The organism is Mucilaginibacter lappiensis (assembly GCF_900155965.1).
GTDB classification, from domain to species: domain Bacteria; phylum Bacteroidota; class Bacteroidia; order Sphingobacteriales; family Sphingobacteriaceae; genus Mucilaginibacter; species Mucilaginibacter lappiensis.
Genome location: NZ_FTMG01000005.1, coordinates 128,674 through 142,803, shown reverse-complemented (window position 1 = coordinate 142,803; position 14,130 = coordinate 128,674). Strand labels below are relative to the sequence as shown.

The window sequence follows — 14,130 nt, the reverse complement described above, 5'->3', positions numbered from 1 at the left end:
AAGATATTAAATATTTACCAATCACATTTAGTAAACGCAAACGCTATACCCGTGCCTACCAGCATGGGTATTTTTGTTTACAATGGAATTAACCGAACTAAAAGCCCTCGTTTCAGACCCTGCAAAGCTTATTCCGGCATTAGAGGCGTTAGCCCCTGATATACCTGAATATGTATTTCACCTGGAACCTGAAAAACATAAGGTAGTTGATGACTTACAATACCGGCCAATGAAAGAGGTCGATGTTGCTACAGGTGTTTTGGATACTGATGGTAATATGACCTACCGGAAGGAGTCTAAGGACGTACATAGGATACCATCATCTACGCAAAAGCAGATTCTTGACTGGGCAGTACGCATGAACTTGAGCGGCGGCATTGAAATCGATGCTACTATTAGGGAAAATGCCAAGGCAACTGATGAAACTATGCTGGCCATGCTTAAAAGAACATGGGAGGATAATAAACTTGATTATGTAGCTCAGAAAATAGACAGGCTTAAAAAGAATTATACCCAGGCCTTAGTTGTGTGGTACTCTGTTGCTGCTGAAGATGGATTCTGGGAAGGCATCGCTCCAGACACGTGTAAGTATAAAATGCGATGCACCGTTTTTAGTCCTGAAGATGGTGATATTATCATCCCGATTTACAACCAGTATAAAGAGATGATCGGTTGCGCCAAGCAATACACTGTTGTTATCGATAGCAAGGATGTTAACAAGATGGATTTATTCCTTTCTGATAAGTATATCACCTATGTGGAGGGTACTGATGGTTGGAGGCAGGATAAAGAAACTTTAATAAAATACGGTAAGGCTAATTTTGTCTATCACGGGCAAAAGCGACCAGAGTATGCAGATGTTTTGCCAAAGATTGAGCGTGTTGAGGAAGTTGACAGTGATACAGCCGACGAAAACCAAATCAGCGCGTTTCCTATCCTGGCAGCTATTGGTGATATAGTAGATTCAACTGGTGGTGGCGCAAAGAATACCAGAAAGACATTCCAGCTACAGGGAGAACGAGCCGATCTGAAGTATGTAGAGGCCCAGGGATCGCAGCAATCAGCAACCGACGAACGGAAGAATTTGCGCCGGGATATATACGACGAAACCAGCACCCCGCAGATATCAATGGAGCAGATCACCGGTACCGCTAACATACCAGGTGTAACAATTGAACTAATGTTCTTACCGGCAACCAACAAAGCTAAGTCTAATCAGGATGGTGATTTGGGCATGGAATGGCAGCGGCACATGAATTTGTTGAAGTCATGTATGGCTGTTATCAATGTGGCCGTTAAGCCCAGTATTAGTATGCCGGTAAAACCAAAGTTTAAAATTGAATTGCCACGCAACACTACCGAGGAGTACGCGAATATCGTTAGCCTGGTAGGCGCCGGGCTAATGAGCAAGGACACCGCCATCAAGCTGCTTGCTTTCACGGATGACCCTGTTGCTGAGTATAACAAGATTAAAGCAGAAGCGGCTGAGGCTGCTAAGTTGGTGCCTACCCCGGCTACAGGAGGTGTTAATGCATAGTCATTTCACAACCCACACATTTGGAGATATAGTTTATCTCAAAACAGATCCTGATCAGCTCCCACGAATGGTTGTGGCCTTTAATATCAGGCCAACCGGTACGCTTTATGAACTTTCCCAGGGAGCAACAGGAAGTGATCACTACGAAATTGAAATATCAACTAAACCTGATCTAAATTTGAAGATGGGAATTAATTGTAATTAGCTATAAAACAGGATTGTAAAACTTTTTTTAAAAATAAAACTATTAATATATTAATTACAGAAATAAATTATATATTTGATTCATAATTGGTTTAGGATTGGTGAAAGGGTAAGATCAGTGAGGGAATCACTGGTCTTACTTTGTAAAAAACATGTGGGATAGAGCAGTCGGTAGCTCGTCGGGCTCATAACCCGAAGGTCGTAGGTTCGAGTCCTGCTCCCGCAACACGATTACCAGGCTCAATCAAAAAGATCTAAAGCAAGGGGATGGTTTCTTATCCGGTTTATTTCCGGTGATCTTCCATCTACGCCGGGGTAAGATATTAAAGAAGGTTAAAGCCTGGTTAAACGGACTGGCAAATTGAAAGGATGGATGCGCTACGCCAGCCGCCATCCTTAATTTAAAAACACTGGATAGCGTTGGAATATATGTTGTTATTCTTATGGTTTTTCTTGATTGGATTTATAAAATGGTCAATAGTTCTTGCACTATGGCATGATGATTTGAATAGGCAAGCACACAAGAGGAATATTAAAGAGATGGTTCAAAAATTATAAAAACCGCTTAGGGCAATCCTTGTAAGTCGGTTTCAAAGAAATAAAACAGGTTGAGCCTTGAGAGTTCATAAAACGACTAGGTACAAAGTATGCGAAAGTGATAACCCTGTTTTATAATATATGGCGCAGAGCACTGTTGTGTAAGCCTGTCGGACGCGGCAGGATAGGGTCCGTCGATTCGGGGTTGCGCCTCATTATACTGTGAGGTTTTTGCTCATTAACCGTGTGCATCCCGCTTGATGCAATGAGAACCACCATAATGCAAATACCGAGTCCCTCACAGGTGTAAAATTTATACTTGGTATTGATAAACGCGCGAGCAAGGTAATACATGACAGCGCCATGGTGGGAATAGCTGACTGATGGAAAGACATCGACAACTTCCCATATTATATTATAAGGTCAGCCATTGAGCTGGCCTTTGGTAGTAAGAAACAACCAATATTATGCGTAGAAATTTCACAAAAGGCCTAATCATGGGCGCAGCAGCATTGGCAGGATTAGCTAGCGCTGGTCAGGTTGCATCTGCGAATGCATTGGCCGCCGCCCCAGCTAGCACCGTTGAGTACAAAGCCACGCCAGAGCGTAAGGCTACTAAGGAAAAGATATCAGTAAATGATGTCACCGGAGGACTAAACTTCCCCCATTTATTCAGCCCCGGTTTATCACCCAAAGAATACGGCATGCGTTATGGCAATGGTGGCTCAAAGCGTAGCAACCGTCTACGGTATTCACATAACGCGAAGGTGAAACGGAGGAAGGGATAGTTAAATAATGTTTGAGATAGCCTGTAATATTATAGATATGACTAGTAAGAAAAAAGCAATTTTAAGTTTATCATTTTTCCATGAGGCTGTTTTTTGAACTTTACCCCAATTGTCCATAGCTAGGTCAGTTCTTATAATTGCGATGTTTTCTGGTGAATTTTTATACATCAGGTATGCGCTTATCAGACTTAGGATAACAGATGAAAGATTAATAATTAGGTGAATGCAATTCATAGTGAAAAATTTAAGCAAGTAAATATACCATTAATGCAAACCATACAACAAATACTAAAAAACACAGCTGTTAACGGGGTTATCAGCATTGACAAGGCATTGGAAGTCGCGAACAAATTTGATCAAGAGCGCACTGCTACAGCGGAGCTTCTAAAGAAATGCGAAAAGAATGTTGGTATGTACCTGGGTGAGGAAATCAATGCTCATGTGGCTAACATGACAGGGCAGCATTTTAGTGCAGTAGATTATCACTACGAAAAGCCGGTTGGGGAGCAATAACATGGAAAATTTTGATAAATACCATCCAGCGGTACAATGCGTAATTGTAATTGCCATAGCAACGTTTGGTTGTGTTGCAGTTTGGCAGTTTTGGAAAACAATGCGGGGCGAATAACCATGAAAGCAATTTTTACCATCCTTACCCTACTCACACTCGCCTCCTGCCAGGTCCACCACTACAAAGTGGAGGAGAAAAAAGCATATAAACAGTACCTAAAAAGTGCTGATTCGGCAACGGTTTATGACATAAGGCATAGTATTCATTAATGTCAATAATTATGAAATTTAAAGACCTTAAAAAATGGTCGCTATCTAAGCATATAGCCAAGCTGGTTAACCCCTCCTAAATCAATTTAATCATGAAAAAAGAAATTGAAAAACCTGAAGATGCAAACCGAGTAAAAAGCATTCAACAATTAATGAACCTTCCAATAGGTTCAGAAGTTCACAAGGTTGAAAATAACGATGTAAGAAGATACGTTATAGCCTGTCATTATCCCGACAAGAGCAATACAATAAAATCGGTACTTCTTACTTATGGTACGAGCGATTATGCAAATAAATGGATAAGCCAGATTACCATAGGAAAATTGTATTTAGATAGGAGGTCAGCAGTTCAAAGGCTAATTTCAGATATGGAGAGTGATCTAGAAGCGGTTAAACGTTTATATATCTAACCATGAAAAACAATAACCACCAACCCGAGTTGGGGCAATTACATTTTTAAATAAAAACTTTTAGATTAGTAGCCTAAATCTTAACACATGAAGGCTACTTTTTTATTTCTACTAATTTCCTGTTTCCTGACTGCTCACGCTCAAACTGGCAAAAGCCCAGTAAGTATAGATAGTACAACATCAAAAGTCAAATACGAAGTAATCATAAACCAGACGGGCTCTAAAGATGATTTGTTTAGCAAAGCTCAAAGCTGGATTGCCTCGACATTCAAAAATACCAAAGCCGTTATTGATGTATCGGATCGCGCTGGTGGCCAGCTGTTATTTTCCGGCAATGCTACTACTGTCTATATTGACACCCTGTTCAACAAAAAGCATGACGTTAAAAAAATATCCACTGTTGGTTGTCATGTGTTTTTTAAAGGAAAATTCTACGTTAAAGACGCTAAATATAAGTTTATCGTAACCGATATTTCAATGATCCAGGACTTTCTAATAGGTAGCGACCCTATGCCTTTAGACGTAAAATATGTTGAAATGTGGGCGACTGATACCTACAACGGGCCATTCACAAAATTGTTTAACGCTACCGATGTTGGCATTCGAAATTTAATTAGCTCAGCGACCACCTACATGGCTCAAAAATCAGAATCCGATTTTTAATCCCCTACTGCGTTTTATACACCTTATCGTTTTATCAAGCGCCCCCGGTAAGCCTTGATAATTTATTCCTAACAAGGCATATAGTACTTTTGGGCCATTAACGCATGACATAAACTATTTGAGATTGGTAGAGCAACCAGGCTTAAACAGCCTTTAACACTCAACTAAGTTTATTTATATGTCCAAAATCAATCTAAAAACGCCTATTAGTTATTACGGCGGAAAGCAATCACTAGCAAAAAAAATCTGTTCTTTGATACCAGAGCATACGCTCTACTGTGAACCTTTTATCGGTGGTGGTGCAATATTCTTTGCCAAAGAACCATCACTGATTGAGGTTTTAAACGATACCAATCGTGAATTAATGAACTTTTACAAGACCGTTCAAAATGAATTTGTAGGACTAGAGAAAGAAATCAGGATAACGCTGCATAGTCGTGACCTGTTTAGAAAAGCATCTGTAATTTACAATTACCCTGACATGTTTAGTGATATTAAGCGAGCCTGGGCCGTTTGGATATTAAGTAGTCAGAGCTTCAGTGCTAAGTTAGACAGTTCTTTTGGTTATGATAAATCACATCAAACAACCACCAAAAAGATTATTAACAATAGGGACCGCTTTACTGAGGAGTATGCCATCAGGCTGCAGAACGTCCAATTGGAAAGCGCGGATGCGTTATATGTGATCAGAAGCCGGGACACGAAAAATAGTTTCTTTTATCTTGATCCTCCCTACTTTAATAGTGATTGTGGCCACTATGACGGTTATTCAGAGCAGGATTTTGAAAATCTTTTGATACAGGCGAGTAAAATTGAGGGTAAATTCTTGTTGTCGTCTTACCCCTCTGATATCCTTACTAGATATTCAAAAGCAAATAACTGGTATATGTGGTCAGTGGAAAAGGGTGTCACAGTAAACCAAAAAAGTGGATATCTTAAAAGAAAAGTTGAGGTCTTAACATCAAATTACCCTATAGATTAGCATCTGGAACACCTAAAACGGTTTGATTATTATTTAGTCAAACCGTTCTTATGCGTGGGCGATTGTTATTTGAATGAGAATAAGCCCGGACGGCAATGTGATATTGCTGATAAAACATAGCGGGGAAGCCTTAAAAGCAACCCCTTGTCCGGGCTTTACTATTTAGATTGAGTAGAGCCTGTCTATTTATACTATGTTTTATCAGCGTTGCAAACTTATAAAATACTAAATATATTAGCAAATTTAATTGAAAAATTTAACCTATTACTGAGCACATGTTGGGCATGCTTTTACAGCAACATTTAACGTACCTGCGGGTGATGACCCCTTAGGACCATTAGCTATAGCTGTAATAGTTACAGACTTTTGAGTTTTAATATCTTCAAAAATTACTCCAGCATAAATGCCATTGGGATGTATTTCACCACCACCGGTTATAGTCCAAGTATAACTTGTAGCGTTTGGCGAAGGATTAGTAATAGTATAACCATTAGATTTGCCTGCTAATATTGAAGTTGGCCCACTAATTATTGGCTTTACCAAAACATTTGGTGCTACAGTTTTGGTTACCATTGATAAGCACCCACCTATATTGGCTATAACATTTCCTCCAGTGTCGCCAGGGGCGCTTACAGAAACAGTAGGTCCAAAAGAACTACCGACTATTTGAAGCCCACCAGTTACTGTCCACTGAAATGAATCTGATATTGTATATCCATTGGCTTGAACTACATAAACCGTTGGCTGATTAGGTTCAATTAAATCAGGGCCATTAATTGCCAGAATTGGGGTTTCCGCAATGGAGATATTCCCTACAACAACTACTTGGGGGTAATGATTGTTACCGTTTGATTGAAGAGAAAGCCATAAATATTCAAAGCATTGATCGGGTGTAAATTCAATGGATTTAGTACCAGGTGATTGACTAATATTAAAATCAAATTTGGGCTTGTCATTTCCAAAAATCACATTTGGACTAGTACGGCTATATAATTGAGCCGCTTGAGTAATATTATTTGTCAATTGGCCCTCTAGAATCGCGCCTAAATTATATGTATTACCTGCAGGTGTCACCTGATTAGTTCCCATTGAAATTTTATACGACTTTCCTTTCTTAAAAGGATACTGGATTGCAAAGCCTGACCCGTAACGATTGTTATCTGACCCGTCATAAAACATAGTTACGGCATTGGCTCCCGCTTGATGATATACCGCACCGTTGGTAGAAACAATTGTTACGCCAGATACTGAAAAAGGTGCTGAATGTGCAAAAGCTTCGTCAGAGGGGATATCCTCCCAATGAATAACTGTGGTTGTAGTAACAGCAGTTCCTAAAGTTGTTAATGGCTTGTCCGCTAAAGCATGACTCAAAGTCGTATTTTTTAGATTCTTATCTGGAGACTCCCTCTTGCAGGAAAATAAAATAAATAAGAGCATTAGGATTGGTAGAATCTTTTTCATGAATTTTTATTTGGTTTAAGTTGTTATTTACTGGCCGCAAATGAAAAAAATAAGGTGAACTAAAACAATAGGTGTTTTCACCGATAATTTTATTCCAAGTTTAGCTAACTAATATTACAGTTAAAACCTAAGTTCAGAAGTCTTTAAAAACCATTATTGCCAAGAGCTCTGGTAATAAATTTGATTAATGTCCAGGGTCCATCACTGGAAATTGCTCACCACCAGGTAATGGTTTGCCATTGTGATTAGGAGGGAAAACTAAACTAGCAAGCCACATGATTGCAACAAGGGTGGCAACGATTGCGATCGCAGTCCACTGTACACGCCTTATTTCCTTTTCGTAATCCATTAATAACAATATACGAAGTCTTTCCATTTAGTGCAAGACTTTTTCGCTATACCCCATTTTGTTTAAGTCACTTACTAACCCTCACACGTAAGCTTGTAAACTTTATCACCCGCCTACTCATGGGTATTTTTGGGTTCAATCAGATCAGCAAGGTGTAGACGAGTAATTAACGGATTCAACTTAGCAAAACACACAACAACTCAAAACATTATGTCACTAAAAATCAAGATTGCAGCACGACTGAAGGCGAAAGCAGCAGGAGTAAATCTATCTCAGAAACGAATCGATGCTATTGTAATACGGGCAGAAAAGGGCTTAACGGACGAATCGGACGATGCCGCCATTGACGCCAACCTCGATACCATCAACGAGCTTACTCCATTTAAGGAAATAGCAGCGCTTGATGATCACGAAAGAGCACGTACCGCGAAGGAAAAGGCCGATAAAGAAACTGCGAGATTGAAAGCCATTGAGGAGGGGAAAACACCTGAGCCAGAACCCGATCCGAACGAAAGCTCAACCGACAAGCTGTTAAAGGCATTAATGGCTAAGCTGGACAAACAGAATCAGGAAATAGCCTCCATAAAGGGCGAAAAAGTGACAACCACCCGCAGGGAGCAGTTCATCAAAGCGATGGCAGGAACTCCAAAAGAGTATCAGGCGCGCGAACTTAAAAGGTTCGACCGGATCAGCTTTAAAGACGACGAGGATTTTAACACATTCCTTGAAGATACCAAAGAAGATCATGCTGCCGCCATTCAAGAGGATGCAAACAGCGATTTAGGCAAAGACAGACCTGTTGGTGGTAAAGGTGGCGACACGGCCAAAACAAAATTAGCATCTGACACAGAATTGGATGCTGTAATGGAAAATTTATAAAACAAAACTAAAGATGGCAGAAGTCAATTTAACCAACGACTCGGAGCAAATAATCACAGGTAACGATAATATCGCTATCGTAGATGTATTCGCTACCGTAAGGGGTGGTCGCTCTCTAAACGTTTCTGGCTTCACGCCTGAAGTGATTTATGCAGGCCACCCAATAATCAAAGAAACCGCGACAGGTGATTACAAGCCTTTGCCAGCCACAGCTGATTCGGTTGCAGGTGTCGCCACATTAGGTACCGTAGTACCAGGTGCTGCATACACAAATGGGACCTATACCAACGTACCGTTATCAGGTGGATCAGGTAAAGGTGTTTTAGCAACTGTTGTTGTTGCCGGTACCGTAGTAACTACTGTAACCAAAACTAAAGGCGGTTCAGGTTACAAAGTGGGTGATTCGCTTAGTGTTCCAGCTGAATATGCAGGTGGTACCGGGAACGGAGCGTCGGTTCCCGTTGCATCCGTTGAATCAAATGTAGGTGTATATGGCGCATTACCAGTTGGCCATACCTACCAGGGCGTATTAATCGCCAGCATATTAACCAAAAAAGCCTTTGCCGGTATTATGACCCAAGGCACAATCAACCCGGTCGCTTGTCCTAATGACTTCGCTACAATAGCGGCGGCATTTAAGGCAGCAGTACCACTAATCGATCAACGCGCAGACTAATATGGAAACATCAGCATTTGTAAAATGGGTAGCTAAGTATCTCCCAGGTGTTACAATTCGTATCATCAAAACGCTTAATGACACTTCTAATCCGTTACCATATCTTTTCAAAACTTTGCTTAAACCGCAATTTTCGGTTGATGGTAAATGGGAAGCATTAATTCAGGAAAACGTATTGGTATCAGCTGATTATGTTGCGATGGATTCGTCCGCTCCGTTAAAGAAACGTGATTCTATGGGCAAAGCGAGTGGCGAAATCCCTAAAATGGCAATGGAGCTTTGGTTGAACGAAAAGCAGTTAACTGATCTTGATAGCTTAATTGCTCAAAATGGTAGCGATGCTCAAATCGTAGCTGAATTATTTAAGGATACCAAGAAAACATTAGGCGGTGCATATGAGCTTAATGAAGCTACATTTTTAGAGGCTTTATCAACCGGTCAAGCCATAGTCTCCGACGCTGACAATGTAGGGACAGGTATCAGAATGGACTATGGCTACTTATCGGAGAATAAATTCGGGGTTGCCAAGCTCTTGACTGATTCAACCTATAAGTATTGGGATGATGTGCAAAAAATTGTTGACAAGGCAACTCTTGATGGTAACGCTATCCAGGTTGCGTATACGGATGGTCCAACGATTAACTTAATCGCTGCGCTAGACCAAACAAAGCAATTGTATGCGTTCGGTCAGAACTTTGTTGGCAACAATATTCCAGCACCCGACATCGACCAATTAAATGCATTTACTAAGAAAAGATATGGGTTTGTCTTTGCTCCAGTAAACAGATCTATTCGTAAGGAGAAGAACGGCAAAAGGCAGACTAAAAAGCCATGGAAAGCCGGTTCAATCGTTTATACCTCCGCTGGTCAGGTTGGCTCATTGGTTTATGCCAAATTAGCCGAGCAAAACCACCCCGTTGCAGGTGTTACTTATGAGTTGGTAGATGGCTACATCTTGATTTCTAAGTATCGTAAAAATGAGCCTGCTGTTTCAGAATACACTAAAATGCAAGCTCGTGTGGTGCCGGTTATCTCTAATGTAGATGAAATTTATTTACAGGACACAACAACTATACAAGCATAATGGGATTACATCACGCAACAATAAAGGCGGCCGTAAAAGCTTACGGCCCCTTACATACCGAAGGTAAAACTGCCGACGAGGTAAAGGCCGAAATAGCCAAAGATGAAAAGGGATTTACTCCCGATGAGGTCGAGGAAGTATATGCAGCTATCACCGCTGATCCGACTGATGATAAACCGGAGTCTACACCAAAACCTAAAAAAGCCAAAGCCCATGTTGTGATCACCCAATTCAGGGACAAAAACAACTGGGATAAGCTATATGAAGTTGGAGACGATGTTTCACATTTCGATGATGAACGTAAAGCCGACCTGTTGGACCGTAAACTGATCGAAGCTATATAACTAATGACCATAAAAGAAGCCCTGACCAGTACTGTAAACTTTCCCTTGCCGGATTCCGCGATCGAGAAAGCGTTAATTGATGGTGACCTGATTGGAACCAATCCCTACGCTAAAAGTGATGCAAGGGCTGTAGGAGTGTGCATGGCTGGGCTTCTTTTTACTTTGATCACCAGTGCCGATGTTACTGAGGATGATGTTTGGATCAAGCTGCCTCAAAGGGATGTCTTATTAAAAGTCTATTCAGCATTGTGCAAGCAATGGGGCTTGCCTGATGTGTTGGCACCGGCAAAACCAACTGTTAAAAAGATCGCATTTTGGTAACGACAAGGCCACATATCATGAACTGGACTACTCCTGACACACCAGGCGGTACGGATGACGAAACCGGATATCCCTTACCTGGAATACCAGGAATCGCTAAGTCAGTGCCGTGTAGATTTCATTTAGGTGGTGTTAAGGTTTTTAAAAACAAAGACAACACCACTGTAAATCAAACCGGCCAAATCAGACTTGATGCTGGCGTAGATCTTCCAGAAGTAGGTGATCAGATCGAAGTCGTAGGACAGTTTAAAGGTAAAGTTCAGGATGTGTATAGGGGCCAGTTAAGCCATAGGATTGATGTTTAGTATACAGGCAAATTTTAGCACTAAGGATGTTGAGGAATATATCAAGGCTGAAACTGAAAAGTGGTTTCAGTCGCTTATTGAACCTTTCAGGATAACCGGCCGCGATTTAGTAGATAAAGCACGGGCGAAAACGCGAGATGATGGAGGCTTCGGAAATATCACCTGGAGGTTGCGCAGTTCCATTGGATACTTAATCATCTATAATGGTGAAATCATCGAAACGTACTTTCCACCATTGGAAACGGGCGAAGAAGGATCAGCTACTGGTGAGGATTACGCGAGAGAAATAGCCGCCTTGATCGACATGCACGAAGGTATCCAGTTGGTTATTGTTGCCGGTATGGAATACGCGGTATTAGTTGAACGAACAGGTTACCAGGGAAAGCAGCGTGATGTGATTACACACGTAGTAGGTGATAACATAGGGAATGCATTAAGAGCACTATTGAGATGAAAAATGGATTTGATATGATTAACGATGTGCGCTCTTTGATCAATGTACCCGCAGTTTTATCGCTTATTGATGGAAAGATCTATCCAGGTACCCGGCCGATAGGGAGAACGAATAAGGTTGATATCGTGGTCAATGCTTTGGGGGTTAACAATAACCAACTTCAAAAAGGTACTGCTAATATCAACATTTATGCACCAGGTATCCGGACTACACAGGAGGATAACAGTGTTCAATACCTGCCCGACTACGCGAAATTAAACGCAATTGTGAAAGTTGTAACACCATTAGTTGAGTCCCAGTTCAGAGCAACATTCAACACAAAAGTAACGGACCCCGGCACGCCGTTACAAGACGCTGATGGTAATTGGTTAGTGAGTATGCAACTAAGCTACCAGTCAATCCAAACTAATTACAAAAACATTTAAAAACCGCCGAAAGGCATTAAACAAACAAATAAATTATGTCAACATTCGTAGTAGGCGGGATTGAAAAAATTGAATACGCCCCCGCATCATTAACTGGCGTAATATTACCTGCAGCATGGAAGCCAATGCCAAATATTGCAGTTGGTAGTGTTAAGATGACTAAGAACATCGGCTCTAAGACTTCGATAAAACAGGAGGATGGTAATAAAACATTCCTAAACGTTTTTCAGCCAGCTGATGGTGATACTTTAACAATCGGTTTATTAGAGCAGAATCCAGATTTAGTCAAGGAGTTGTTTGATGTTGATTTTACCGCGGCAACTACAACCACTGAGTATTATGCTGGTGAGAAAATTGCTCATTTAGCAATCAGAATCACCACGGTGCCAATGAAGGATTCCCGTAAATGTATCATAACCATTTACAACAATGATGTACAAACTGGCTATGATAACAACATTACCTCTGACGCAGTTGAGCAGTTGGCATTAACAGCAAACATTGGTTCATACCGTAAAGCGGGCGACACTAAAGATAAAGTTTATACTAAGCAGTTCGTTAACGCCGATGGTACCGTGATTGATTCTACACCCGCTGGATAATTTCTCCAATCCCTAGCACTTAAAAGGCTGCATGCATTGATTACATGCGGCCTTTTTAATAACCTATAATTATTTACTCATGCAAGACAAAGAAATATACCAAGGTGTGGTAAATACCTTCACGGAGAAGCCAAAATATACGATTACAATCCCGATATCCTGGCGGCCAGAAGTTGAACCAGTGCCGCCGGTTAAGCGATCATTGTTTGAAAGATTGTTCCGCGGTAAACCTGTACAGATTGAACCGGAGCCCATCCCAACTGAAGAGACATTTACAATTTACCCATGCAAGGTGGCGAACATGTGGCGCGTTGCCGGTGCAGCGACTGAATTACCCGACGAAATTAAGAATGGAGAATTGGCCGAGGTCGTTTTGCCGCTGATTAATGATCATCTGGAAACCATCGTATATATCGTGGCTGCTGGTATTCAAAATAACCATGAAGAACCATCTGCTGACCTGATAAAGTTTATTGAGCGGAATTTTGATAATCAGGATTTACATACTGTTTTGCATTATGTACTCGAAAATGTATACATGCAATCTTTTTTGAATTCTATTGTCTTGGCGAAAGGAACAGTAAAAATTCTAAAACCAAAGACAAGTCCAACGGACGGGAGCGAGTAGATAGCCTCCCACATGCAGCCATCGGCTCAGCAATGAAATACTTCCACCAAACCGAATGGGATATCAAATGGAAAATGACATGGGAAAACTACATGCTTTACATTTCCTCTATCCCACGATATGATTCGGAGGAAGCAGCCAAACCAAAATTAGAGGTAAAGGATGCCTCAGAACTATTTTAACCATGGGACAACTAAGTAATTATATACTCCAAAAAGCGAGGGAGGCGGATATCTGCGAGCCTTGGGCTGAGCAGATATCTGAAACGGATAACGTTGACAGCCTGCTTGCAATGTATGTTCAAGGAATAGATTTCTGTTTAGAAAAGAATTTTCCATCAAATGAAGATCTGGTAAGACTTGGCGGCCATAAGCTTAAAGCCTATGGTATTTATGTGGATGCGGTTATTGATTGCCCGGTTCAGGACTTCATTGTGCTGCTGGGTGATTGTTCTGGCAAAATTTATAAATCTGGTTTCTCGGCCACGGAAATTTTCATAAAACACCGATCTACCAGTGCGATTCATGTCTCTGAAAATGCTTTTGTCATGATCGATTGCTTTGACGATACCACAGTTGATTTGGTAGCCTCTGGCAATGGTAAAGTGGCTATTAATGTCTATGGCAACGCGAACGTGACACATCAAGCCCTGGACAATTCCATAGTTAAAATAATTCATAAAAATAAAACAACATATTAAG

At 41.0% G+C, this 14,130-nt stretch carries 19 protein-coding genes and 1 tRNA gene; 19 read left to right on the top strand and 1 reads right to left on the bottom strand.

Features of this window, described 5'->3' with window-relative positions; translation table 11 throughout:
* Window positions 1–82 precede the first annotated feature (82 nt).
* The 7 genes from BW976_RS11870 to BW976_RS11835 all read left to right on the top strand — a co-directional run bounded on the left by BW976_RS11870 (window position 83) and on the right by BW976_RS11835 (window position 5,901).
* Entirely contained in the window at window positions 83–1,537 is a 1,455-nt protein-coding gene (locus BW976_RS11870) for a phage portal protein (RefSeq protein ID WP_076373512.1), read from the top strand.
* Between the two features lie 357 nt (window positions 1,538–1,894).
* A tRNA-Met gene (locus BW976_RS11865) sits at window positions 1,895–1,967 on the top strand.
* A 778-nt stretch (window positions 1,968–2,745) separates the two neighbouring features.
* Window positions 2,746–3,066 carry a hypothetical protein gene (locus tag BW976_RS11860; RefSeq protein ID WP_076373511.1) on the top strand — a complete coding sequence of 107 codons (321 nt, stop codon included), beginning with the start codon at window positions 2,746–2,748 and terminating at the stop codon, window positions 3,064–3,066.
* 267 nt (window positions 3,067–3,333) lie between these two features.
* Window positions 3,334–3,579: a hypothetical protein gene (locus tag BW976_RS11850; RefSeq protein WP_076373509.1), complete on the top strand. Its 246-nt coding sequence runs from the start codon at window positions 3,334–3,336 to the stop codon at window positions 3,577–3,579.
* Window positions 3,580–3,938: 359 nt separating this feature from the next.
* Window positions 3,939–4,256, top strand: coding sequence for a hypothetical protein (locus tag BW976_RS11845; protein WP_076373508.1), 318 nt, complete (start codon window positions 3,939–3,941; stop codon window positions 4,254–4,256).
* A gap of 87 nt (window positions 4,257–4,343) precedes the next feature.
* The gene (locus BW976_RS11840; RefSeq protein WP_076373507.1) at window positions 4,344–4,919 is read left to right on the top strand and encodes a DUF4468 domain-containing protein; all 576 of its coding nucleotides are present in this window, start codon (window positions 4,344–4,346) and stop codon (window positions 4,917–4,919) included.
* A gap of 178 nt (window positions 4,920–5,097) precedes the next feature.
* Window positions 5,098–5,901, top strand: coding sequence for a DNA adenine methylase (locus tag BW976_RS11835; RefSeq protein ID WP_076373506.1), 804 nt, complete (start codon window positions 5,098–5,100; stop codon window positions 5,899–5,901).
* Between the two features lie 264 nt (window positions 5,902–6,165).
* Here the strand turns inward: BW976_RS11835 and BW976_RS11830 are convergent, their stop codons facing one another.
* Complete coding sequence (locus BW976_RS11830) at window positions 6,166–7,362, bottom strand: hypothetical protein (RefSeq protein ID WP_076373505.1); 1,197 nt, start codon at window positions 7,360–7,362, stop codon at window positions 6,166–6,168.
* A 559-nt stretch (window positions 7,363–7,921) separates the two neighbouring features.
* Here BW976_RS11830 and BW976_RS11820 point away from each other — a divergent pair.
* From BW976_RS11820 to BW976_RS11770, 12 genes are all read left to right on the top strand, one after another.
* Window positions 7,922–8,590: a hypothetical protein gene (locus BW976_RS11820; RefSeq protein ID WP_076373503.1), complete on the top strand. Its 669-nt coding sequence runs from the start codon at window positions 7,922–7,924 to the stop codon at window positions 8,588–8,590.
* 13 nt (window positions 8,591–8,603) lie between these two features.
* A complete protein-coding gene (locus BW976_RS11815; protein ID WP_076373502.1) occupies window positions 8,604–9,266 on the top strand; it encodes a hypothetical protein in 663 nt (220 codons plus the stop codon).
* A 1-nt stretch (window position 9,267) separates the two neighbouring features.
* Window positions 9,268–10,350, top strand: a complete 1,083-nt coding sequence (locus BW976_RS11810; RefSeq protein ID WP_076373501.1) for a hypothetical protein — start codon at window positions 9,268–9,270, stop codon at window positions 10,348–10,350.
* Window positions 10,350–10,694, top strand: a complete 345-nt coding sequence (locus tag BW976_RS11805) for a hypothetical protein (RefSeq protein WP_076373500.1) — start codon at window positions 10,350–10,352, stop codon at window positions 10,692–10,694. Before BW976_RS11810 ends, BW976_RS11805 begins: the two co-directional genes overlap by 1 nt.
* 3 nt (window positions 10,695–10,697) lie before the next feature.
* Entirely contained in the window at window positions 10,698–11,015 is a 318-nt protein-coding gene (locus BW976_RS11800; RefSeq protein ID WP_076373499.1) for a DUF6706 family protein, read from the top strand.
* A 17-nt stretch (window positions 11,016–11,032) separates the two neighbouring features.
* Entirely contained in the window at window positions 11,033–11,320 is a 288-nt protein-coding gene (locus BW976_RS11795) for a hypothetical protein (RefSeq protein ID WP_076373498.1), read from the top strand.
* On the top strand, window positions 11,313–11,774 hold the full coding sequence (locus BW976_RS11790; protein WP_076373497.1) for a hypothetical protein: 462 nt from the start codon (window positions 11,313–11,315) through the stop codon (window positions 11,772–11,774). The genes BW976_RS11795 and BW976_RS11790 overlap by 8 nt, the downstream gene beginning before the upstream one ends.
* On the top strand, window positions 11,771–12,199 hold the full coding sequence (locus BW976_RS11785) for a hypothetical protein (RefSeq protein WP_076373496.1): 429 nt from the start codon (window positions 11,771–11,773) through the stop codon (window positions 12,197–12,199). Before BW976_RS11790 ends, BW976_RS11785 begins: the two co-directional genes overlap by 4 nt.
* Before the next feature lie 35 nt (window positions 12,200–12,234).
* Window positions 12,235–12,801 carry a hypothetical protein gene (locus BW976_RS11780; RefSeq protein ID WP_076373495.1) on the top strand — a complete coding sequence of 189 codons (567 nt, stop codon included), beginning with the start codon at window positions 12,235–12,237 and terminating at the stop codon, window positions 12,799–12,801.
* A gap of 79 nt (window positions 12,802–12,880) precedes the next feature.
* A complete protein-coding gene (locus tag BW976_RS11775; protein ID WP_076373494.1) occupies window positions 12,881–13,429 on the top strand; it encodes a hypothetical protein in 549 nt (182 codons plus the stop codon).
* A gap of 32 nt (window positions 13,430–13,461) precedes the next feature.
* Window positions 13,462–13,611 (top strand): hypothetical protein, encoded by a 150-nt coding sequence (locus tag BW976_RS29355; RefSeq protein WP_175614096.1) that lies wholly within the window; start codon window positions 13,462–13,464, stop codon window positions 13,609–13,611.
* Between the two features lie 2 nt (window positions 13,612–13,613).
* On the top strand, window positions 13,614–14,129 hold the full coding sequence (locus BW976_RS11770; RefSeq protein ID WP_076373493.1) for a hypothetical protein: 516 nt from the start codon (window positions 13,614–13,616) through the stop codon (window positions 14,127–14,129).
* Window position 14,130: the final 1 nt, after the last annotated feature.